Source organism: Mesorhizobium sp. J8, from assembly GCF_016591715.1.
Lineage (GTDB): Bacteria > Pseudomonadota > Alphaproteobacteria > Rhizobiales > Rhizobiaceae > Mesorhizobium.
This window is the reverse complement of the sequence record NZ_AP024109.1, coordinates 2,317,799-2,340,561: the sequence shown is the minus strand read 5'-3', so window position 1 is coordinate 2,340,561 and position 22,763 is coordinate 2,317,799. Positions and strand designations below refer to the sequence as shown.

22 protein-coding genes are annotated in these 22,763 nt (G+C 63.1%); 17 read left to right on the top strand and 5 right to left on the bottom strand.

The window, feature by feature from the left end; translation table 11 throughout:
* The first annotated feature begins 10 nt into the window (after positions 1–10).
* Positions 11–1,192 carry a porin gene (locus tag MJ8_RS10710; protein ID WP_201414342.1) on the top strand — a complete coding sequence of 394 codons (1,182 nt, stop codon included), beginning with the start codon at positions 11–13 and terminating at the stop codon, positions 1,190–1,192.
* 177 nt (positions 1,193–1,369) lie between these two features.
* Here the strand turns inward: MJ8_RS10710 and MJ8_RS10705 are convergent, their stop codons facing one another.
* Positions 1,370–3,049 carry a tetratricopeptide repeat-containing sulfotransferase family protein gene (locus MJ8_RS10705; protein WP_201414341.1) on the bottom strand — a complete coding sequence of 560 codons (1,680 nt, stop codon included), beginning with the start codon at positions 3,047–3,049 and terminating at the stop codon, positions 1,370–1,372.
* A 179-nt stretch (positions 3,050–3,228) separates the two neighbouring features.
* Here MJ8_RS10705 and MJ8_RS10700 point away from each other — a divergent pair, with 179 nt between their 5' ends.
* The 9 genes from MJ8_RS10700 to MJ8_RS10660 all read left to right on the top strand — a co-directional run bounded on the left by MJ8_RS10700 (position 3,229) and on the right by MJ8_RS10660 (position 12,320).
* Positions 3,229–4,341 carry a pyridoxal phosphate-dependent aminotransferase gene (locus tag MJ8_RS10700; RefSeq protein WP_201414340.1) on the top strand — a complete coding sequence of 371 codons (1,113 nt, stop codon included), beginning with the start codon at positions 3,229–3,231 and terminating at the stop codon, positions 4,339–4,341.
* A 67-nt stretch (positions 4,342–4,408) separates the two neighbouring features.
* Positions 4,409–4,690 carry an acylphosphatase gene (locus MJ8_RS10695; RefSeq protein ID WP_201414339.1) on the top strand — a complete coding sequence of 94 codons (282 nt, stop codon included), beginning with the start codon at positions 4,409–4,411 and terminating at the stop codon, positions 4,688–4,690.
* 196 nt (positions 4,691–4,886) lie between these two features.
* Complete coding sequence (locus tag MJ8_RS10690) at positions 4,887–5,534, top strand: TetR/AcrR family transcriptional regulator (protein ID WP_201414338.1); 648 nt, start codon at positions 4,887–4,889, stop codon at positions 5,532–5,534.
* Between the two features lie 49 nt (positions 5,535–5,583).
* Positions 5,584–6,747, top strand: coding sequence for an isovaleryl-CoA dehydrogenase (locus tag MJ8_RS10685; protein ID WP_201414337.1), 1,164 nt, complete (start codon positions 5,584–5,586; stop codon positions 6,745–6,747).
* 90 nt (positions 6,748–6,837) lie between these two features.
* Positions 6,838–7,659 carry a hypothetical protein gene (locus MJ8_RS10680; protein ID WP_201414336.1) on the top strand — a complete coding sequence of 274 codons (822 nt, stop codon included), beginning with the start codon at positions 6,838–6,840 and terminating at the stop codon, positions 7,657–7,659.
* 9 nt (positions 7,660–7,668) lie between these two features.
* Positions 7,669–9,276, top strand: a complete 1,608-nt coding sequence (locus MJ8_RS10675) for a carboxyl transferase domain-containing protein (protein WP_201414335.1) — start codon at positions 7,669–7,671, stop codon at positions 9,274–9,276.
* Between the two features lie 2 nt (positions 9,277–9,278).
* Complete coding sequence (locus MJ8_RS10670) at positions 9,279–9,809, top strand: O-acetyl-ADP-ribose deacetylase (RefSeq protein WP_201414334.1); 531 nt, start codon at positions 9,279–9,281, stop codon at positions 9,807–9,809.
* A gap of 119 nt (positions 9,810–9,928) precedes the next feature.
* On the top strand, positions 9,929–10,306 hold the full coding sequence (locus tag MJ8_RS10665) for a hypothetical protein (RefSeq protein WP_201414333.1): 378 nt from the start codon (positions 9,929–9,931) through the stop codon (positions 10,304–10,306).
* A gap of 49 nt (positions 10,307–10,355) precedes the next feature.
* Entirely contained in the window at positions 10,356–12,320 is a 1,965-nt protein-coding gene (locus MJ8_RS10660) for an acetyl/propionyl/methylcrotonyl-CoA carboxylase subunit alpha (protein WP_201414332.1), read from the top strand.
* 58 nt (positions 12,321–12,378) lie between these two features.
* Here the strand turns inward: MJ8_RS10660 and MJ8_RS10655 are convergent, their stop codons facing one another.
* Positions 12,379–13,500 carry an ABC transporter substrate-binding protein gene (locus MJ8_RS10655; protein WP_201414331.1) on the bottom strand — a complete coding sequence of 374 codons (1,122 nt, stop codon included), beginning with the start codon at positions 13,498–13,500 and terminating at the stop codon, positions 12,379–12,381.
* A gap of 370 nt (positions 13,501–13,870) precedes the next feature.
* Entirely contained in the window at positions 13,871–14,137 is a 267-nt protein-coding gene (locus tag MJ8_RS10650) for a sel1 repeat family protein (RefSeq protein WP_140831069.1), read from the bottom strand.
* Between the two features lie 438 nt (positions 14,138–14,575).
* Here MJ8_RS10650 and MJ8_RS10645 point away from each other — a divergent pair, with 438 nt between their 5' ends.
* The 5 genes from MJ8_RS10645 to MJ8_RS10630 all read left to right on the top strand — a co-directional run bounded on the left by MJ8_RS10645 (position 14,576) and on the right by MJ8_RS10630 (position 18,333).
* A complete protein-coding gene (locus tag MJ8_RS10645) occupies positions 14,576–14,917 on the top strand; it encodes a DUF2147 domain-containing protein (protein WP_201414330.1) in 342 nt (113 codons plus the stop codon).
* Positions 14,918–15,114: 197 nt separating this feature from the next.
* Positions 15,115–15,249 (top strand): hypothetical protein, encoded by a 135-nt coding sequence (locus MJ8_RS32530; RefSeq protein ID WP_263649657.1) that lies wholly within the window; start codon positions 15,115–15,117, stop codon positions 15,247–15,249.
* 64 nt (positions 15,250–15,313) lie between these two features.
* On the top strand, positions 15,314–15,508 hold the full coding sequence (locus MJ8_RS10640) for a hypothetical protein (RefSeq protein ID WP_201414329.1): 195 nt from the start codon (positions 15,314–15,316) through the stop codon (positions 15,506–15,508).
* 128 nt (positions 15,509–15,636) lie between these two features.
* A complete protein-coding gene (locus tag MJ8_RS10635) occupies positions 15,637–17,097 on the top strand; it encodes an AMP nucleosidase (protein ID WP_225248220.1) in 1,461 nt (486 codons plus the stop codon).
* A 225-nt stretch (positions 17,098–17,322) separates the two neighbouring features.
* Positions 17,323–18,333 carry an endonuclease/exonuclease/phosphatase family protein gene (locus MJ8_RS10630; RefSeq protein WP_201414327.1) on the top strand — a complete coding sequence of 337 codons (1,011 nt, stop codon included), beginning with the start codon at positions 17,323–17,325 and terminating at the stop codon, positions 18,331–18,333.
* A 31-nt stretch (positions 18,334–18,364) separates the two neighbouring features.
* Here the strand turns inward: MJ8_RS10630 and MJ8_RS10625 are convergent, their stop codons facing one another.
* Complete coding sequence (locus MJ8_RS10625) at positions 18,365–18,967, bottom strand: DUF922 domain-containing protein (protein WP_201415390.1); 603 nt, start codon at positions 18,965–18,967, stop codon at positions 18,365–18,367.
* A 173-nt stretch (positions 18,968–19,140) separates the two neighbouring features.
* A complete protein-coding gene (locus MJ8_RS10620; protein WP_201414326.1) occupies positions 19,141–20,820 on the bottom strand; it encodes an electron transfer flavoprotein-ubiquinone oxidoreductase in 1,680 nt (559 codons plus the stop codon).
* 250 nt (positions 20,821–21,070) lie between these two features.
* On the opposite strand from MJ8_RS10620, the gene MJ8_RS10615 reads away from it, so the two are divergent.
* A complete protein-coding gene (locus MJ8_RS10615; RefSeq protein WP_201414325.1) occupies positions 21,071–21,727 on the top strand; it encodes a hypothetical protein in 657 nt (218 codons plus the stop codon).
* 46 nt (positions 21,728–21,773) lie between these two features.
* Positions 21,774–22,718, top strand: a complete 945-nt coding sequence (locus MJ8_RS10610; RefSeq protein ID WP_201414324.1) for a uracil-DNA glycosylase — start codon at positions 21,774–21,776, stop codon at positions 22,716–22,718.
* Positions 22,719–22,763 lie beyond the last annotated feature (45 nt).

Below are 22,763 nucleotides of genomic sequence, written 5' to 3'. Positions count from 1 at the left end.
AGGTCAGAAAATGAACATCAAGAGCCTTCTTCTCGGCTCAGCTGCGGCTCTGGTCGCAGTTTCCGGTGCTCGCGCCGCCGACGCGGTGACCGTCGCCGAGCCGGAACCGGCTGAATACGTCAAGATCTGCGACGTGTACGGCGCCGGCTATTTCTACATCCCGGGCACCGAGACCTGCCTGCGCATCGGCGGCTATGTCCGCTATGACGCCGGCTTCGGCGATGTTGGCACGTTCACCGGCGCACGCGCCGACGACGTCGTCACCGGCAAGAACCAGGGCACCTGGTACAAGGACGCCCGCTTCACGCTGAAGACCTGGACCGGCCAGGAAACGGAACTCGGCACGTTGAAGACCTACACCGAAACGCGCATGAATTTCCAAAATCACCCGTTCGACAATGGTGATGGCAACAGCGCTGAAAACAGCTTCGACATGCACTTCGCCTGGATCCAGCTTGGCGGCCTGCGGGTCGGCCTGGACGAATCGGCCTTCGATACGTTCGTCGGCTACGCCGGCAACGTCGTCAACGACACCATCGTTCCCTATGGCGGGTTCAAGACCGGTGTCGTTCAGTACTACTTCGACGCCGGCAACGGTTTCTCGGCGATGGCCTCTCTCGAAGAAGGTTCCGGCGGCGGCGCACAGACCCCCAATATTACGGGAGGTTATGGTTATGGCGTCGGTACGATCGACAGCTACGTTCCGCACATCGTCGGCGGCCTGAAGTACACCCAGGGCTGGGGTGATATCGTCGGCGTCGTCGCCTATGACAGCAACTACGAATACGTCTCGGGCAAGGTTCGCCTGGATGTGAACGTGACCAACGAGCTGTCGCTGTTCGGCATGTTCGGCTACGCCAGCGAGGGCAAGCTTAACGACACGTCCGCACTCGACTTTGCGAACGGTCGCGGCTTCTACAAGCCGTGGGGCGGCAAGTGGGGCTTCTGGGCCGGCGGCACCTACAAGTTCAGCGACAAGGCGTCGTTCAACCTCCAGGTGTCGGGTGATGAGTGGAAGGACTACGGCATCGCGGCCAACGTCGCCTACACCGTCGTTCCCGGCTTCACGATCACGCCCGAAGTCGACTACCAGCATGTCGGCTCGGATGCTATCGACCACGGCAACGTTTGGGCTGGCGCCACGAAGAAGAACGCCGTCGGCGCGATCATCCGCTTCCAGCGCGATTTCTAAGGCCAGATATTTCTGGGGAGACAGGAGAACCCGGCGGGCAACCGCCGGGTTTTCTTTTCTGCTTGATGGATGTCCCAAAACCGCTGCGTGGCTTGTGGTGGAAGCCGCAATGGGGCACAGCGTGGTGGAAAGCTTTAAATTCCGGCGAGATGGCGCCCCGCCTGCCCGTGATCCAAGTCAAATGTCAGCGAGATCGCCCAAGGCCTCGATCAAAGGCTGGATCTCGCTTTCGTAATTCTTCCAGCGCTTCACGGACGATTTGTAGATCGGCTGACGAACCTGCCAGCGGCTGGGCGTGGTGACCGCCCCTTCCCTATCGAAGAAGCGCAGGCATGCGTCGTCCCAGGGCAGGTCGAGATGACCGATGAGCCGGCGCGACTGTGCCTCTTGATCCTCGACGAGTGTCTCATAGCGATTTTCAAAGATACGGCCTGGGAAAACCTCGTTCCAGTGACGCATCAAGCGATCATATTCCCGGTAGTACAGGCCGAGTGCCCGTAGGTCCGAATTGTAGCTGTGTGCCGGGCTGAAGGGCAGGACATAGCATGACACGCAATTGTCGATGGCATCGCGGCGGCAGTGAATGATGCGCGCATTGGGAAAGAGCAAGGCGATAAGGCCGATCAGCTCAAAATTATGCGGCTGCTTGTCGACGATTCGGAGCGCGGCAGACGCCCGCTCCCTGAGGTAGGACAAATGCTCTTCGGCCAGCGTCCTGGTCAGTTCCGGTGTAAGGGAATTGACGGGCTTGCTCAGATCTTCAGCCGACGATTTGAGGCCGATTGCGTTTGCCACCCGTCTTAGTTTTTCAAGTTCTCCCGCGCCGTGAACCCCGGGATGACTGGCCAGGATCTGTTCCGTCAGCGTCGTTCCGGAGCGGGGCATGCCAACGACGAACACAGGGAGGTCGGAAGGATTGCCAAAGCCGGATGCGGCAGCAAACAGACCGGGCGTGAAGAGCTCAATCATCGAGTCCACGAACCGACGATACTGATCGATATCGAACCGGTAGCCGGCGGCCTGCTTGGCCTTGTTGAAGTGATCGAATGCTTCCGTGTAGCGCTTGAGATCGTTCTGCACTTTGCCGGCGGCGTAGTGGAGGCTCTGCACGGCCTCCGCGTTAAGCCCCGGACTGCCGAGTTCGCGAAGGATCGACTGGAGTTCCGGAGGCTCTTCGGTAAACTTCCGGCTCTGCACGAGCTCGTAGTAGGCAGCCGGGGCGTCGACGCGTCGTTCGATCGCCTCCTTGAGATAGGCGCCGGCTTCGTCCATACGCCCAAGACCAGTGAGCGTAGCAGCCATTCCGGTCCGCGCCTTGGAATGGTCACGGTTGATCTTCAGCGCCTTCTCATAGAGTGGCAATGCCAAGTCGGGTTTGTCGAACTGGGTATAAACACGCCCCAGGGCGCACAGCGCCTCCACAAGATCGGGCTGTATTTCTAGGGCATACCGTATGTGTTTGATGGCGGCCGAGAATTCGCTCAGCTTCGCATAGGCCTCGCCAAAGCTGAGATGGTAATACGGATTTCCAGGATCCTCGGCGACCGCACGCGCGAAATAGCGAAGAGCCGCCTCGTCGTCATAGCCCAGACAAACCGTACCCATGATATAGAGAGCCAGCGGATGGTTTGGCGTTCGCGCCAGCACCTCCAAACACAGGTCCTGAGCTTCATCAAGCCGCTTGGCTTGCTGATGCTCATAGGCTTTCTTCAGCAACGCGTCGTCGGCCGGCGCGCGTGCGAACGAATTTGTCTTCCAGGGACCTGGCTGTGGCGGACTTGGCTGGGGCCATCTGGGTTTCGGCGCAGCGCCGGATTTTAGATGTTTGGACCAGGCAGGCGGTAGACGATTGTTCATGGCGTCTGCTAGCAAAAAGCCCCGGCGGAATCCAGTCCAACCTCGACGCGCGAAGTCTGCTTGCAACGTCCCTTTGCTCGACTCGTCCGCGTCGGCAAGAACGCGGAGCGGCTTCAATCCAGCTTGCGCCCACTTATCTGTCACGCTAGCAAGAATGCCCCTTCACGCGAGCCTGTGCCATGCTTCGTCGCCCCTCCCTCACGCCGATCATCGGCGCGCTTCCCACCACGGTGCCGTTCGTCGGGCCGGAGGCGCAGGAGCGCGAGCGCGGGCGCCCTTTCCGCGCCCGCATCGGCGCCAATGAAAGCAGTTTCGGGCCTTCGCCACGCGTCATCGCGCGGATGGAGAGCGTCGCGCGCGACCAGTGGATGTATTGCGATCCCGACAATTACGAGCTGAAGGTGGCGGCGGCCGCTCATCACGGCGTGGCCGTCGAAAACGTGGTCGTCGGCGAAGGCATTGACGGCCTGCTCGGCCTGGTGGCGCGCATGTATGTCGCCCCGGGCGACGCGGTCGTGACCTCGCTCGGCGCCTACCCAACCTTCAATTTCCACATCGCCGGCGTCGGCGGCCGACTGGTGACCGTGCCCTATGCCAACGACAAGGAGGACCTGGATGGACTCCTCGCCAAGGTCGTCGGTGAAAAGGCCCCGCTGGTCTATCTCTCCAACCCCGACAATCCGATGGGAAGCTGGTGGGAGGCGCCGGATGTCGTCCGCTTCATCGAGGCGCTGCCGGAAACCACCATGCTGGTGCTCGACGAGGCTTATGGCGAATTGGGACCGGCCTCGGCTCTTCCGGCGATCGATGTCTCGCGGCCGAACCTCATCCGCATGCGCACCTTCTCCAAGGCTTACGGACTGGCCGGCATACGCTGCGGCTATGCGGTCGCGGAGGCGGAGGTGATCCGCGATTTCGAGAAGATCCGCAATCATTACGGCGTCAGCCGCATGGCGCAGATCGCCGGCCTCGAGGCGCTTGCCGACCAGGACTATTTGCGCTCGGTAGTGGCGCGGGTCGCGGCAGGCCGCGAGCGCATCTCAGCCATCGCCAGGCAGAACGACCTCAATCCATTGCCGTCGGCGACCAATTTCGTCACCATCGACTGCGGCCGTGACGGCGCCTTCGCGCTGAAAGTGATGCAGAACCTCTTGTCGCGCGATTTGTTCATCCGCAAGCCGATGGCGCCACGGCTCGACCGCTGCATAAGGGTGAGCGTCGGCCTAGACCACGAGCTCGATATCTTCGCCGAGGAACTGCCGGGCGCTTTGGCGGCGGCGCGGGGGAACTGAACGAACCCCTGTTGCCTTTGCCCTTTGCTGTGCCAGATTCCGCCGAGTGCAACGCGGAAGACAGGCAATGCAAGGCGAGCAAAGAGCCGTTCGGGCGCGTGTTTCCGGTACGGTGCAAGGTGTAAGCTATCGCGTCTGGACACGCGGCGAAGCCATGCGTCTCGGTCTGACTGGTTGGGTGCGCAATGAGCGCGACGGCTCGGTCACCGCGCTGATTGCCGGCGCCGATGGCGCCGTCACGGCAATGATCGAACGCCTGTGGCAACGGCCGCGGGGCGCGCTTGTCTCGAAGGTCGAGACCGAAGAAGCGGCCGACGACGCGCCCGTGGATTTCAGGATCATCGTCTAGATCGTGATGGCGTTTCATTGAATCGCCCTCACGATCTAACTCTTTGTTGGAGCATGATCTTTCTCCGAAAATCGGTTCCCATTTTTCGGAATCATGCTCTAGCCTCATCTCGCCCTGCCAACCCTAGCGGGGGCAAGTGCATGACGCATCTTGAATTAATTGAACGTTCGTTTTATTAATGCCGCCGGAGGCAAGCATGGCGCGCACTACAGGTTCCGATGGGGAAAAGACCGAGGCGGCCGTCCGCGAAGCGGCAGTCAGCCTGATCGCGCGGCTAGGTTACGAGGCGATGTCGATGCGGCAACTGGCGGCGGAGGTCGGCGTGCAAGCGGCCGCGCTCTACCGCTATTTTCCAACCAAGGAGGATCTGCTGTTCACGCTGATGCGGGAGCATATGGAAGGCCTGATCGAGGCCTGGAACGCGGCGCGGCCGGCCAACGCCGATCCGGTGAGCCAGCTCGCCGCCTATGTCGAAAACCATATCGCCTTCCATATCGAGCGACGTCACGCCACCCATGTCTCCAACATGGAATTGCGCAGCCTCTCGCATGAAAGGCTGACGCAGATCCTCAAGATGCGCACGGCTTACGAAAAGGAACTGCGCAAGATCCTGCGCGACGGCGCCGAGGCCGGCGTTTTCGAGATCGACGATACAGGCCTGACCGCCATGGCGCTGATCCAGATGATGACCGGCGTCATCGTCTGGTTCCGGCCGGGCGATCGGCTGTCGATCACCGAAGTCACGGCATCATATCTTTCGATGACAATGCGCCTGGTCGGCGCGACAATCAGCCATGGCACCGCGCGCCCTTCCGGGCGCGCCGGGGACGCCGTGGCACTCTGATTAAGGCATGATTCCCGCGAAGACCGGGGCGTGCGCAGGGAGGAACGGCATGTACACGAACACGCTCAGCTTCGGACTTGATCCGGATATCGAGGCGCTGCGCGATACGGTGCGGCGCTTCGCCCAGGACAGGATCGCGCCGATCGCGGCCGAGATCGACCGCTCCAACGAGTTTCCCGCGCATCTATGGGCCGAGCTCGGCGCGCTCGGCCTGCTCGGCATCACCGCCGATCCAGATTTCGGCGGCAGCGGCATGGGGTATCTCGCGCATGTCGTGGCGATGGAGGAGATTTCGCGCGCTTCCGCTTCGATCGGTCTCTCCTATGGCGCGCATTCCAATCTCTGCGTCAACCAGATCAACCGCTGGGCGACGCCGGCGCAGAAGGAAAAGTACCTGCCTGCCCTTTGCTCGGGCGAAACGGTTGGCGCACTGGCGATGTCGGAACCCGGCGCCGGCTCGGACGTGGTGTCGCTCCGGCTGCGCGCCGAAAAGCGCAACGACCGCTACGTGCTCAACGGCTCGAAAATGTGGATCACCAACGGCCCCGATGCCGGAACGATGGTGGTCTACGCCAAGACCGATCCGGAGCGTCACTCACGCGGCATCACCGCCTTCATCGTCGAAAAGACGATGGCCGGCTTTTCGGTGGCGCAGAAGCTCGACAAGCTCGGCATGCGCGGCTCCAACACCGGCGAACTCGTCTTCGAAAATGTCGAGGTGTCGTTCGAGAACGTGCTGCATCAGGAAGGGCGCGGCGTCGAGGTGCTGATGTCGGGTCTCGACTATGAGCGGGCGGTGCTTTCCGGCGGACCGATCGGCCTGATGGCGGCCTGTCTCGACGTCACTGTCCCTTACGTGCACGAGCGCAAGCAGTTCGGGCAGCCGATCGGCACGTTCCAGCTGGTGCAGGGCAAGCTCGCCGACATGTATTCGACGATGAACGCAGCGCGGGCTTACGTCTATGCGGTGGCGGCCGCCTGCGACCGCGGCGAGACCACGCGCAAGGACGCCGCCGGCTGCGTGCTCTTCGCCGCCGAGAAGGCGACGCAGATGGCGCTCGACGCCATTCAGCTTCTCGGCGGCAATGGCTATATCAACGATTACCCGGCGGGACGGCTGCTGCGCGACGCCAAGCTCTACGAGATCGGCGCCGGCACCAGCGAGATCCGCCGCTGGCTGATCGGCCGCGAGATCATGGCGGAGGGGGTGTGAGCTACGTTAAAAATGCCAAGGCCGCCAAAACATCTCAGGGCAATAGCACGGGCTGTTGTCACGTCTATGTCACTGTCCGGATTTGTAGCGATGGCGCATTCTGACGCGCCGGGGTTCAAGGATGCCGCGGCGCTGCGGGCTGAAGTCATCTCGAGACTCAAGGAAGACAGCCGCGTCAAGGAGGCTACTCCTGATCCCGCAGATCCGGCTCGGCTCAGCGTGACGACAGTGCGCCCGGGTAAGGACCAGAATCTTCAAGTGGACGTCACCAACCTCCTTGGTCGCCTTCGCGAACTGCCCGCCGATGAAGCCGATGCCGAGATCCAGCGTTTCTTGAACGTTCTTGTCCTAACCGATACCGAAGGTGGTTTCGAAGCCGACCGCTTAATTGCGAATATTCGACCCCGCGAGCACCTAGACGGCTTCCAAGGCGACGCAACGCCCGGCAAAGGTCCTGTCTACGAGAATCTCGCTGGCGATGTCGTGATCCTCTACCAGATCGATGCAGAGGAATCGCTTGCCAGCATGCCGATTTCCGAGGTCGGAGGCCGTTCCTTGGCACAGCTTCGTCAGCTTGCCCTGGAAAACATCGACAAGCAGATTCCGCAGGTCAAGCAAGAAAAAATTCGCGAAGGCATATCCATCTTCACCGTGGAAGGTGATGAGGCCATCTCGCCCGCCCTTCTGCTGACCGACAAATTCTGGGCTCTGCTTGAGCCTCAGTTTCCCAATGGAGTGTTCATAGCTATTCCACGGCGCGACGCCGTTTTTGTCTTCGACAAGCGTCTGCCCAACGCGATTCGGATAGCCCACACCTTGATCACGAAGGTTTTTCAAGATGAGCCTGACCTTCTGTCTGAATATGTCTTCGAGCGGCGAGACGGCACATTGCAAGTCGTGACCGAGCAATAGGAACCGACCATGGCCACACTGCAAACCCAGATCTCCCCCTCCTCCGACACCTTCCGCGCCAATGCGGAGCGCATGCGGGCGCTGGTCGCCGACATCGCCGAGAAGGCGGCAAGCGTCGAGCGCGGCGGCTCCGACGAGGCGCGCGAACGTCACGTCTCACGCGGCAAGCTCCTGCCGCGCGAGCGGCTGGCGCAGTTGCTCGACGCCGGCTCGCCCTTCCTCGAGGTCGGCCAGTTCGCTGCGTGGTCGATGTATGGCGAGGACATTCCAGCGGCCGGCATCATAACCGGCGTCGGCCGCGTCGAGGGCACCGAGGTGATGGTCGTCGTCAACGACGCGACGGTGAAGGGCGGCACCTATTATCCGCTGACGGTGAAGAAGCATCTCAGGGCGCAGGAGATCGCGCTCCAGAACAATTTGCCCTGCATCTACCTGGTCGACAGCGGCGGCGCCAATCTGCCGAACCAGGACGAGGTTTTCCCGGACCGAGAGCATTTCGGCCGAATCTTCTACAACCAGGCCAACATGTCGGCGGCGGGCATCCCGCAGATCGCCTGCGTGATGGGCTCTTGCACGGCGGGCGGCGCCTATGTGCCGGCGATGTCGGACGAGACGATCATGGTGCGCAACCAGGCTACCATCTTTCTCGGCGGCCCGCCGCTGGTGAAGGCGGCGACCGGCGAGGATGTCAGCGCCGAGGAACTCGGCGGCGCCGATGTCCATACCAGGCTTTCCGGCGTCGCCGACCACTACGCCATGGACGACGAGCATGCTCTGGCGATTTGCCGGCGTATCATCAGAAACCTCAATCGAAACAAGGCCGTAAGCCTGAATCTGCGGAAGCCGATTCAACCGCTTTACGATCCGCGGGAACTCTACGGCGTCGTGCCGACGGATTTGCGCCAGCCCTATGACGTGCGCGAGGTGATCGCGCGTCTCGTCGACGGCTCGGAGTTCGACGAGTTCAAGCAGAATTACGGCACGACGTTGGTCACCGGCTTCGCGCATCTGCACGGCATGCCGATCGGCGTTCTCGGCAACAACGGCGTGCTCTTCTCTGAAAGCGCGCTGAAGGGCGCGCATTTCATCGAGCTCTGCTGCCAGCGCGGCATTCCGCTGGTCTTCCTGCAGAACATCACCGGCTTCATGGTGGGCCGTAAATACGAGGCCGGCGGCATAGCAAAGGACGGCGCCAAGCTGGTGATGGCGGTCGCCACGGCGAAGGTGCCGAAGCTCACGGTGATCATCGGCGGCTCGTTCGGCGCCGGCAATTACGGCATGTGTGGCCGCGCCTATTCGCCCCGCTTCCTGTGGATGTGGCCGAACGCGCGCATCTCGGTGATGGGCGGCGAGCAGGCGGCGACGGTGCTCGCCATGGTCAAGCGTGAAGGAATCGAGCGCAAGGGCGGCGCATGGAGCGCCGAAGAGGAAGCGAAGTTCAGGAAGCCGATCCTGATGAAATACGAGCATGAAGGCCATCCGCTCTATTCCTCGGCGCGGCTCTGGGACGATGGCATCATCGATCCGGCCAGGACCCGCGACGTGCTGGCGCTCAGCCTCTCGGCGGCGCTCAATGCGGAGGTCGAGGAGACGAAGTTCGGCGTGTTCAGGATGTGACGATGAGCGCTCTCGGCGACAGGATCCGCATCCACACCGGCGACATCACAAGGCTCGCGGTTGACGCCATCGTCAACGCGGCCAATTCCTCGCTGCTGGGCGGCGGTGGCGTCGACGGCGCCATCCATCGCGCGGCCGGGCCGGAGTTGGTTGCCGAATGCCGCATGCTTCATGGCTGCGAGACCGGCGATGCCAAGCTGACCAAAGGCTACCGGCTGCCGGCGCGTTATGTCATCCACACGGTCGGTCCGGTCTGGCAAGGCGGCGGCAAGGGCGAGGCCGAACTGCTCGCCTCCTGCTACCGGCGCTCGCTCGAAATTGCGCTCGACCATGAATGCCGGACGGTAGCGTTCCCGGCGATCTCGACCGGCATCTACGGCTATCCAAAAGACCAGGCGACTGGGATCGCTGTCGGTACCGTAAGCAACTTTCTGCGGCAGCACCCAGCGCCGGACGTTGTTACTTTCTGCTGTTTCGACGAGCACACGGCGGAGGTGTACCGTCGGGTCGTTGCTGGTATCTCGGAAAGCTGAACTTATGGACCAACCGATTTCTCAATACAGGCAAATTGGAACCTCCAGGATGCCGCTGGTGGAAACTACAGATATTCGGTATTGCTCAGCCTGCATTGGGGAATTGGGGTGGGCTGGACATGAGTTTGGAATATTTCCGCAAGTCGATCGTCTCGTTGTTTGTGCCGATTCTGTTGCTCTCGGCACCTATCGCCCAGGCAGGTGGGTCCTTGGCGGGCAGCGTGGGCGACAAACGCTTTCCGCCGCCTTTGTCGATGAATCCGAAGGACCAATGCACCAGCGCCTACAGGTCCTATGTCGCGGCGAGCGCCCACTCGGCCTATGCAACAACTTTCTACACACGCGTGATGGACCTCTATGTCGTCTGCGGCAAGGCGCTCAACGCACCGTCGCAAAAGGCGGCGGAGGATATCGCGTTGCGCAACTGCCAGGGCGGCCTGAAAAGGTGGCGACTCAACACGGCGAGCGGCGGCTGCGCCATCGCCGCTTCGAAATAGGCCGGTGCCGGCAGGACTGGCGCCGCCCGACGCAAGACCGGGAGGCTCCATGTTCAGCAAGATCCTGATCGCCAATCGCGGCGAGATCGCCTGCCGCGTCATCCGCACTGCCCGTAAGCTCGGCGTGCGCAGCGTGGCCGTCTATTCCGACGCCGACGCCAAGGCCCTGCATGTCGAGATGGCCGACGAAGCGGTGCATATCGGCCCCTCGCCCGTCGCGGAAAGCTATCTGCGCGGCGACAGGATCGTAGCCGCGGCACTCGCCACCGGTGCCGAGGCCATCCATCCCGGCTACGGTTTCCTGTCGGAAAATCCAGACTTCGTTGATCAGGTGGCAACGGCAGGCCTTGTCTTCATTGGCCCGTCCGCCGCCTCGATCCGCGCCATGGGATTGAAAGACGCCGCCAAGCGGTTGATGGAAAAGGCCGGCGTGCCGGTGGTGCCCGGCTATCACGGCGAAGCGCAGGAGATCGTGCTGCTTGCCTCCAAGGCTCGTGAGATCGGCTACCCCGTCCTGATCAAGGCGCGCGCCGGCGGCGGCGGCAAGGGCATGCGCCGCGTCGACCACCCCGACGATTTCTCGGAAGCACTTTCCGGAGCGCGGCGCGAAGCGAAAGCGGCATTCGGCGACGATCGCGTGCTCGTGGAAAAATATGTCGACAAGCCGCGCCATATCGAGTGCCAAGTGTTCGGCGACAATTTCGGCAATGCGGTGCATCTCTATGAACGCGACTGCTCGGCGCAGCGCCGCCACCAGAAAGTGATCGAGGAGGCGCCCGCCCCCGGCATGACGCCAGCGCTGCGCAAGGCAATGACGGAAGCGGCCGTGAAGGCCGCCAGGGCGATCCAATATTCGGGCGCCGGCACCATCGAATTCATCGTCGATGCTTCCGAAGGACTGAAAGCCGACCGCTTCTGGTTCATGGAGATGAACACGCGGCTGCAGGTCGAACACCCCGTCACCGAGATGGTCACCGGCGTCGATCTCGTCGAATGGCAGCTGCGCGTCGCCTCCGGCGAAAAACTGCCGAAGACGCAAGGCGAGATCGCGCTTGCCGGCCACGCTTTCGAGGCGCGCCTCTATGCCGAGGACGCCACGAGGGGCTTCCTGCCGGCGACCGGCACGCTGCATCATCTCAAATTCCCGGAAGCGGCGCCGGAAGGAGCTCAGATGCGTATCGAGACCGGCGTACGCGCCGGCGATGCGAGCTCGCCCTTCTACGATCCGATGATCGCCAAGCTGGTCGTGCATGCCAAGGACAGGGCCTCGGCGCTCAATGCCCTGCGCGAGATGCTGGCGCGGACGGAAGTGGCCGGTTCGATCGTCAACACCGCCTTCCTGGCGGCGCTCGCCGCCGATGCCGATTTCGCCGCCGGCGATGTCGATACCGGGTTGATCGGCCGGCACCAGGAAGCGCTCACCGCCGTTCCCGCGCCGGGCGATGAGACGATCGCAGCCGCGGCGCTGGCCGCGACGGACGCCGGCGCGCCGGGTCCAGACACCGATCCCTGGTCGACACTTTCAGGCTACGCCCATTTCCACACGCTCGCGCGCCGCATCCGCTTGCGCCATGGCGAGGAGAACATCCTTGCCAGGGTTTCGGCACGGCCGGACGGCCGTTTCCAGGTGGCGCTGGAAGCGCCGCATGACGCCGTGAACACGCATGACCTGAGGACCATGCCGCGCGCCGTCCGCTGGCCAGGCCATGTCACCGTCTTCGAAGGTGCGATGGGCTACACCTTCACCGTTCCCGATCCGCTCGCCAAGGCCGACGAAGCCGGAGCCGCTTCGGGCAGCCTGCGCGCGCCGATGCCGGGGCTGGTCAAGCTGGTGCGGGCCGCAGCGGGCGATGCCGTGATCAAGGGCCAGCCGCTTCTGATCCTCGAAGCGATGAAGATGGAACATACGATCGCCGCCCCGCATGACGGCGTGATCGCCGAGATCGCGGCCGAAGGCGCGCAGGTCAGCGACGGCACGGTGCTGGTGCGCTATGTCGAGGACAATCGGACCTGATTTAAAGAAAATGGCCGGGACGAGCCCGGCCATTTTCCTCGATAGCTGCAGAACCGACTTACGGCTTGATCGGCGCGTATTTGCCGTCGTGCCACTGGTTGATGTCGTAGCTGGCGTTCTTCAGGTCACCCTTCTCGTCGAAGATGACGTCGCCGACGACGGTGCTGATCGGCTTGCCGTCCTTGAGCGCCTCCGCGACCTTGGCCGGATCGTCGCTGCCGGCGCGCTTGACGCCTTCGGCCACGGCCTGGATCACGGCATAGGAGAACAACGTGAAGCCTTCAGGCGTGAAGCCGCCGGCCTTGATCTTGGCGACCGCGTCCTTCGCTTCCGGCTTGGCCTGTGGGTCCGACGGGAAGACGAACATGGTGCCTTCGCCGGCCGGGCCGGCGACCTGCCAGAATTCCGGCGAGGCGATCGAGTCCGGCATGATCAGCTGGAACTTGACGTTCTGCTCAGCCGACTGCCGCAGGATCAACCCCGCCTCCGGATGGTAGCCGCCGAAATACACCACGTCGGCCTTGAGCTCCTTCAGCTTGGTGACCAGAGCCGAATAGTCCTTCTCGCCGGCATTGATGCCTTCGTAGTCGACTTCCTTGAGGCCGCCGGCATTCATCGTCGCCTTCACGGCATCGGCGACGCCCTGGCCGTAGGCGCTCTTGTCGTGCAGGATGACGACGTTCTTGCCGGCATATTTCTTGGCGATCCACGGGCCGATGAAGGCGCCCTGCGCGTCGTCACGCGTGTAAAGGCGCATGATGGTCGGCCAGCCCGCCTTGGCGGCGGCGTCGGTCAGCACCGGGTTGGACGAGGCGGGGCTCATCATCAGCGTGCCGGCTTCGGCATAGACGGCCGAGGCCGGAATGCTCGAGCCCGAACAGGCATGGCCGTCGACGAACTTGACGCCGTTGGCGACGATGCGGTTGGCCACCGACACCGCCTGCTTCGGATCGCACTGGTCATCCTCGATGTCGAGCTTGATCTGCGAGCCGTTGACGCCGCCGGCGGCATTGATCGCGTCGGCGGCAGCCTGCGCGCCCTGCTTGAACTGGTCACCGATGGTGGCGAGCTGGCCGGTCATCGGGCCGACCACCGAAATGGTGATGTCGTCGGCGAAGGCAACCGGCGCGCTCATCATCAGGCCAAATGCGGCCGCGCTCAAAATACCCAATTTTTTCATGACTATAAGAACTCCTCCACTTGCGCATGGCCACCCGGCCGCGCTTCGTTCACAGAGCCGGGACAATTTCACCCTTCGCTGAAACTGTCGAGAGGACAATTCGGAAGGTTTTGGTTCATTTCGACCAGGATTGCTTGGGCCACGTGCCTCGTGATTACCCCGCGTAATGCAAAAAGCCGCGCCGGCCTTATTTCGGCCGGTCGCGGCTTTTGCAGTCGAGTTCCCCAGACGCCCCCGCGCCTGAAACCCACTCGCTTCCCTGTCTTGTCGCGCAGTCGGGCAGGTTCGCCCTCTGCATTCTTGTTCTTGTTGATCGGCCGTCTTGTCGCGGCCTTGTCCCCTGAAACTCTTCGGACCTGCGTCCGCCGGATCAGTGCATCGTCATCCATTCGCGCGCTTCGCGCAGCGCCGTGGCGATCTCGACCTTCGACATGGTGGCCGAGAGTTCCGAGCGTAGCTCGGCGGCGCGGACCGATCCCTTGATCGCGGCGATGTTGAACCATTTGTGGGCGGCGACGACGTCGGTCTCGCAATCGCGGCCGGTCGCATACATCATGCCCAGTTCGAAAAGAATGTCGGCCTGGGCAGTTGCCCCCATGGCGCCGAAGCCGTCTTCAAGCATTTCAAAGCGTGCCATTTCAATCCCCTGTCTGACTCCCGAGAGCTGCCTCCTTTTTCCCTTGGTGTCCCTCGGGGCGAGCCGCTCTTTCGATGCTTTCGAGGATGAAGCCTGGCCTTGAATCCGTCGTTAAATGGCGTGCTTAATTTGAGGAAAACAAAGCTAAAACAAGAGGTAAACGCGGAAATTCATTAAGCATGAGAATCCAGCTTTTCGGCCATTTTGCATCAAATTCGATGAAAATTGCCGCGACCTGAATCAAGACTTCGCTAACCACGGAAACGGAAGCACTTTTCCGGTTTCGTTTATTGTGGGCGATAGCCGGCGCGAAAATCCTTACAACCTTCCGTGGCGGCACCGCTTTCGTTTTGGCCGGAGCTGGATTAGCTTTACCTTTGCGTAAGGGACTGGAAGGCGGACCGGAGCCCGCCGTATGCCCATTGGGAGGAGGACACGATGTTTCGAAAGATGAGCCTGGCCCTGGCGGCCACCTTGATCATGGCGGGTGCAGCGTGGGCCGACCCGATCGAAGGCAGTTGGAAGACGCAATCCGGCGAGACCGCGACGATCGGCGGCGGCGGCTCGTTCTCCATCACGCTCAAGACCGGCAAATATGCGGGCAAGACCATCGGCTCTCTGAAGGCGGCCGGCGACAACAAATATGCCGGCTCAATCACCGACCCCGCGAACGACAAGACCTATTCCGGCAAGGCGACCCTTACGGGCACGACGCTCAAGATGAGCGGCTGCGTGCTCGGCGGCCTGATCTGCAAGAGCCAGACCTGGCACAAGCTCTGACCGCCAATCCCGGATCGTGCGAACGGGGCCCAAGCGGCCCCGTTTTCTTTTGCAGGGTCGGCGCTTTCGCTGACCCGCACCAGGCCTCCCGCGCCCCTTCAAGCCCTCGTCAATCAATTTGAACCGCAGATGAATACCGGTCTCAGAACCGGTTCAGAGGCCGTCAGGCATTTTCTCCCGCATTGAAGGAGAGGGAAATGCTTGCGCGTCGCTTCACCATCGTCTGCCTGCTGATGAGCTTGTTCGGCATGTTCTTCGCCATCCTGGTGGCCGGAGGCGGCCACTCGTCTCGCTTGTGGGAACGGCCCGTGGCTTCGTTCTCGGCTCCGTGAACCAAGTGACGGGCCGAAACGACAAAGCTGAACATCGACCTCGCTAAAAATCGGGACACCCAAAATGAACCGCCTCGCCGCCACCGCAATGAATATCCTCAGGCTGCTGCCGCGGGCGACCCTCATCCTGATGCTGCTCGCCGCGCCGGTGCTGGCGGTGCCTGTGATGCGGGCCGATACGGGCCACACGATCGAGGCGCCGGCGCACAAGAACACCAGCGTGGGCTTTGTACTCCTGATCAGCCTGCAGCGTGGGTAACGCGCCACCGAGGAAAAACGACGGTTGCGGCGGCTTGACGCCTGCCTCCCCCTCCCAACCGCTCTTCCAAATCTCTATATTGGGCCATGGAAAAGCGAATCTACCCCCAAGCCATCGAATCGGTCGTCATGCCGGAGCCCTTCGGCAAGCAGGAGTTCCACGACGCCAAGAAGGCGGTCGCGGCGCTCCAGACGCTCTACGACCGCAACACCAAGTTCCTGCGCGATTCTTTCGCGGCCCTTGCCGCGGGCGGCGACGAGAGCAAGCGCTACCGGGCGTTCTATCCGCAGATCGGCGTCACCACGACCTCGTTCACGCAGATCGACTCGCGCCAAGCCTACGGCCATATGCCGACTCCGGGGCATTTCGCCACCACCATCACCCAGCCGCAACTGTTCGAGAACTATCTCGTCGAACAGCTTCGGCTCATCATGCGCAATCATGGCGTGACGGTGACGGTGTCGGAATCGACCACGCCGATCCCGCTGCATTTCGCCTTCCTGGAAGGCACCTATGTCGATGGCGCGGCCGCCGAGCGCATCAAGCGGCCGATTCGCGACCTGTTCGACGTGCCGGATCTCGACGGCACCGACGACCAGATCGCCAACGGCACCTTCGAGGTGGCGTTCGGCGAACCGCGGCCGCTGGCGCCGTTTACCGCGCAACGCATCGACTATTCGCTGCACCGCATGACGCATTACACGGCGACCAGCCCGCAGCATTTCCAGAATTTCGTGCTGTTCACCAATTACCAGTTCTATATCGACGAATTCGTCGCCCGGGCTCGCGAACTGATGGAGGGCGGTGGAGGCGGCTACAGTGAATTCGTCGAACCGGGCAATGTCGTGACCAAGGCGGGAGCCGGCTCGCCGAGCGAAGGCACGCCGCCGCAGCGCCTGCCGCAGATGCCGGCCTATCACCTGAAGAAACCCGGCCATGGCGGCATCACCATGGTCAATATCGGCGTCGGGCCTTCCAACGCCAAGACGATCACCGACCATATCGCTGTGCTGAGGCCGCATGCTTGGGTCATGCTCGGCCATTGCGCTGGCCTACGCAACACGCAGGCGCTGGGCGACTACGTGCTGGCGCACGCCTATGTGCGCGAGGATCATGTGCTGGACGACGACCTGCCGGTCTGGGTGCCGATCCCGCCGTTGGCGGAGATCCAGGTGGCGCTGCAGGAAGCGGTCGCCGAAGTCACCGGCCTGTCCGGCTACGATCTCAAGCGCATCATGCGCACAGGCACCGTCGCCACCATCGACAACCGCAACTGGGAGCTGCGCGACCAGCGCGGACCGGTGCAACGTCTGTCGCAGTCGCGCGCCATCGCGCTCGACATGGAATCGGCCACCATCGCCGCCAACGGCTTCCGCTTCCGCGTGCCCTACGGGACGCTGCTGTGCGTCTCCGACAAGCCGCTGCATGGGGAGCTGAAGCTGCCCGGCATGGCGACCGAATTCTACAAGCGGCAGGTCGCGCAGCATCTCACCATCGGCATCAGGGCGATGGAGAAGCTCGCCGAAATGCCGATGGAGCGCCTGCATTCGCGCAAGCTCAGAAGCTTTTCCGAGACAGCGTTCCAGTAGGCCCGTGCCGGCCAGCCGCCGGCGAGGCAATCCGTCGTCTTGCTCGGGCCGCAATTTGGCCGATAAGCGGTCAGAACGGAAGGCTGGAGCAAATTCAGGAAGAACGCGAGCGGTTTCCGTTCGAAATCGCGTCGGAACAGATACAGGGCCTTTCGGCGTTCCGTTAAACGGTGAAATATCCTGGGCGGGTCGGAGCAGATGACTACGGGCGGCGCGCGCTTGAGCATGATGGCTCAGCTGACATTCCTGGCGATGATGGCATGCTCGGCCGCGCTGCTGGCCGGGTTCTTCGGCGCGCTGCATCCGGCTTTCGATTCCTTCTCGCATTTCCGCATGCATCTGAGCGTGCTGACGGTGCTGCTCGCGCTGGCGCTGCTTGCCGGTCCGTATCGGCTGCAGGCCGTCGCGGCGCTGGTCTTCGCAATCGCCTGCTTCGCCACGACGACGAGCGCGCTGCCCAGATTGTCGACGCAGCAGGCGGTCGCGAAGCCGGCCGACCGAATGGTCTACAGCCTGCTGCAGATGAACCTGCGCTTTAACAATCCGACGCCGAAGAAGGTGCTGTCGCTGATCGGCCGGACCAATCCGGACGTCATCACGCTCGATGAAGTATCGGGGATGTGGTCGAAGGAGCTCGGCTATATTGCCGGCGCCTATCCCTACCGCATCCTTTGCGACTACCCCAACGGCATATTCGGCGTCGCGCTGCTCTCGCGCCGTCCCTTCGCCGCCGGCACCGCGCCGCGCTGCGAGCCGCGCGGCGCGATGGCGACCGCCACGATCGATTTCAACGGCGTCCCCGTCGACGTCGCCGCGATCCATCTGAGCTGGCCGTGGCCGAAGGAACAGTCCTGGCAGATCGGCGAGCTGGCGGAACCGCTGGCCGGGCTCGGCGAGACCGCCATCATGGCCGGCGACTGCAATGCCGTGCCGTGGAGCGCGGCGGTGCGACGGGTGGCGCGGCTCAGCGGCATGACGCTGATGCCGTCGGCTGGGCCGACCTGGATCCACCGCACGCTGCCCGATGTCCTGCGCCGCTACGCGGGCCTGCCGATCGACCAGGTGTTCAGCAAGGGCGGGGTGACGATCCTGTCGTCTGCCCGGCTGGAAGATACCGGCTCCGACCATCTGCCGGTGCTGGTCGAATTCACGCTGCCGCCCGCCAGCGACGCGCCCGAGGACGAGCATAAGTCGGCGCTGGCGGCGAATGAGGCGACGGACAGACCGCAGGGCTGACGCTCTGTTTCTTAAGCGAACGACCGAAGCTTCAGTTCTTCCCCATCAATGCATTGACCAGCCGGTCGACATGGCCGCCGTCACGATGCTCGCGCGCATCGAAGGCGTTCTGTTTCGCTTCATATTGCGCGTAGACGGTGTCGATCCGGCGCCTGGCCTCGCGATGGGTGGCAGTGCAGAACCAGTTGTCGGCCAGCTTCAGGCCGGCAATGGACTTATCGGTGGCGCGCATCATGGCCTTGGCGATGCGGCCGTGATGGTGCTCGTGGGCGCGGACGCCGGCGAGGAAGCGACGCCAGCGCCGCTCGAGCTCGGGTTTCGGCGGCGAAGCCAGGCGAGGAAAAGTGTAGGTGAGTTCCATCGTTCCGTCGGCGCCCCGCAATCTGCACATCCCGTCAGCGCGGTCCACGTCCAGCTTCCAGTTCACGACGTAGCTGGTGTCGGCGATGGCACGGGTCATGAAGCCGTGCTTGGGACCTTTACGGTTCATCGCTTCGACCAGCGCGGCGCCCGTCGCGCCGGCGATGTCATAGCTGCGGGTCGTGACCAGCACCTTGGTGCCGGCCAGTGCCTCCGGGGCACCGCCGCACAGGCCACCGAGCATGATGAGACATGTAAGAACCGCCAGGCGCATGGCCATTTGCTCCTTATCCGCAGAGAAGGAACTATAAGCCGGCTGCAATTTCAAGCGTAAGGAACCCGACCCGCGGATGGTTGCGGATCGGAGGAGCGGCTCACATGCCCTGGTAGACCGGGCCTTCGCCGGCTTTGTTGGAGCGGCGGTCGAGACGGCCCGGTCGGAGCGGATCACATGCCCTGGTAGACGGGGCCTTCGCCGCCTTGTGGCGGTACCCAGTTGATGTTCTGGTTCGGATCCTTGATGTCGCAGGTCTTGCAGTGGACGCAGTTCTGCGCGTTGATGACGAAGCGCACGTCCTTGGCCGACGGATCGGCGGCGGCGTTGCCGTCCTTGTCCACCCATTCATAGACGCCGGCCGGGCAATAGCGGGTCGACGGGCCGGCGAAGACATCGTGCTCCGAACGCTGCTGCAGCGCCATGTCGGCGACGATCAGATGCACCGGCTCGTTTTCCTCATGATTGGTGTTCGACAGGAACACCGAGGAGAGACGGTCGAAGGTCAACACGCCATCCGGTTTCGGATAGGCGATCTTCTGATGCTTGGAGGCCGGCTCGAGGGTGGCATAGTCTGCCTTGCCGTGCTTCAGCGTGCCGAAAGGCGAGAAGCCGAACAGCGTGTTCAGCCACATGTCGAGCCCGCCAATGCCGACGCCGACGACGGTCCCGAAGCGCGACCATAGCGGCTTGACGTTGCGCACCTTCTTCAGATCCTTGCCGATGTCGCTGCCGCGCCAGGCTTCTTCGTAGGACGCAAGCTCGTCATTGGCGCGGCCGCCGGCGATCGCCTCGGCCACATGCTCGGCCGCGAGCATGCCGGACAGCACCGCATTGTGCGAACCCTTGATACGCGGCACGTTGACGAATCCGGCAGCACAGCCCATCAGCACGCCGCCCGGGAAAGACAGCTTCGGCACGGACTGCCAGCCGCCCTCGGTGATGGCGCGCGCGCCATAGCCGATGCGCTTGGCGCCTTCGAAGGTCCCGGCGATCGCCGGATGCGTCTTGAAGCGCTGGAACTCCTCGAAGGGCGAGAGATAGGGGTTCTTGTAGTTCAGGTGGACGACGAAACCGACCGCCACCTGGTTGTCCTCGAGATGGTAGAGGAAGGAGCCACCGCCGGTCTTCATGTCGAGCGGCCAGCCGAAGGAGTGCTGCACCAGGCCCGGCTTGTGGTTCTCTGGCTTGACCTGCCAGAGTTCCTTGAGGCCGATGCCGAACTTGCCAGGCTCACGGCCATCGGCAAGCCGGTACTTGGCGATGAGCTGTTTGGCGAGCGAGCCGCGCGCGCCCTCGCCGATCAGCACATATTTGCCCATCAGCGCCATGCCGGGCGCGTAAGCCGGGCCATGCGTGCCGTCCTTCTCGACGCCCATGTCGCCGGTGATGACGCCCGTTACGGCGCCGGCGTCGTTGTAGACCAGGCTCGCCGCGGCAAAGCCCGGATAGATCTCCACGCCCAGCGCCTCGGCCTTGGTCGCCAGCCAGCGGCAGACATTGCCGAGCGACACGATGTAGTTGCCGTGATTGTTCATCAACGGCGGCATCAGGAAGTTGGGCAGGCGGAACGAACCGGCTGGGCCCAGCACCAGGAAATGATCCGCCGTGACAGGCGTCTTGAACGGATGACCCTCTTCCTCGCGCCAGCCGGGCAGCAGCCGGTCGATGCCGATCGGGTCGACGACCGCGCCGGAGAGGATATGCGCGCCGACCTCGCCGCCCTTCTCCAGGACGACGACGGAGAGGTCGGGGTTGAGCTGCTTCAGACGAATAGCCGCGGCGAGGCCGGCGGGACCGGCGCCGACGATCACCACGTCGAATTCCATGCTTTCGCGTTCGATTTCGCTCATCGGCCCCTCTATAGCTTGCCGCATTCTCGCATTGTGCTGGCTCATGCGCTGCATAGCGCATCAATTCGCGACGCGAAACCGGCGCGGACGTGACAACGCCGATTTCGACAAAAAGTCGCGGTTTCCCTACGAAAAGGCAGCAGCACAGGCCATGGCCAAGCATAGGCCAGCGCCAATTGGTTGGCAGGCCAGGCGGCGCCGGGATGTTTTTAATTGTTCGACGGCTTGGTTATCGGCAATACTTCGCGACATGCGCAGCCCAGAGCCGCCCGGCTTTCCACCGAAGCGCTTACTCTTCACGCCAGGCGCGGCCTGGCGCGCGGTTCTTCCGCTCCTCTTTTTGAGCCTGCCGGCCCTTTTGACCACGCAAGTCCGGGCGGATCCGGTAAAGGTATGGGCGACCGGCGCCTATTCCTTCTCCGACGAGCTGGGCGGCTTCCGCATCACCGGCGCCTCCGGCATCGGCACCAAGGAAGATCCCCTGGTCATCAAGGAGGAGCTGAACACGGCGACGCCGGTGACGCTGACCATTCGCGCCACCAAGCCGATCGAGCCCTTCGGCAAGGCCGGCGAGGTCGCCAACGGCGTGATGTATATGCGCATCGACGTGCTCAACAACAGCGCGCTCCCCTGGGTGGAGTTCCAGTTCGAGCTGCAGGAGATCCTCGACCAACCTAGCGTATTCGGCGATGGCCTGTCCTTCGACCAGCGCAACAAGACGCCCGACAACATCTGGTCGAGCAACTTCGCCGATTTCGACCGACGGTTCGAACCCTATGACCGGCTGCTGTTCAAGAACGGCAAGATCGACCCGCTGAAGACGGCGACCTTCGATTTCCTGATCACCGATTACACGCCGCGCTGGACGTTCTACATCGTGCAGGATCCAAGGATTCCAACTGGCTGATCTCTCCACGGTTGCAAAACCTCGCCGTGCGGACGATGGTGGCGCCATGACTGCCGCCTCCCCCAGAACACCAGCCGAGATTGCCGAACTGCTCGCCTTCTATGCGAGCGCCGGCGTCGATGACGCGCTGGAGGACGCGCCGATCAACCGATTCGCCGAAGCGGCAGCGATGCCAGTTGGACGGGGGCCGGCCGAACGCAGGCCCGCCGAGCGGCCGCCGGCCGCGCCGCGCCGCCAAGCCGCGCCCGAGAGCCGAGCGGTATCCGAGCAGGCTCCGGAGCGAGTCGAGAACCCGCCGGCGCCCTTCTCCGGCCTCGACGCCAGCAACATCCCGGACGCACCCACCCGGGCACCGGCGGCTGCGGCCGTTCCCGACGAAGCACAGGCGGCTGCGGCTCGGCAGCTCGCGGCAAGCGCTTCGACACTCGATGAACTGCGCCAGCGCATGGCCGGTTTTGACGGCTGCAACCTCAAATTCACCGCCAAGAACCTGGTCTTCGCGGACGGCAATCCGAACGCCGACCTAATGCTGGTCGGCGAAGCGCCGGGTCGTGACGAGGACCTGGAAGGCCTGCCCTTTGTCGGCCGCTCCGGCCGGCTGCTCGACCGCATGTTGGCGGCGATCGGCCTCGACCGGAACTCGGCCTATATCGCCAATGTCATCCCGTGGCGGCCGCCAGGCAACCGCACGCCGACGCCGCACGAGACCGAAATCTGCCGGCCTTTCATCGAAAGGCAGATCGAGCTGGTAAATCCCAAGGTGCTGGTCAATCTCGGCGGCCCGTCGGCCAAGACGCTGCTCAACACGACCGAGGGCATCCTGCGCCTGCGAGGCAACTGGCGTGTGCACACGACGGCGTCCGGGATTGCCATTCCGGCGATGCCGACGCTGCACCCGGCCTATCTCTTACGGACGCCGGCGCACAAGAAGCTGGCCTGGCGGGATTTTCTCGAGGTCAAGGCGAAGCTGCGGGCTTTGGCGAATAGCTGATCCCCCCTCGTGGGGGAGATTGGCCGTCATCAGCGCTCGCCAATC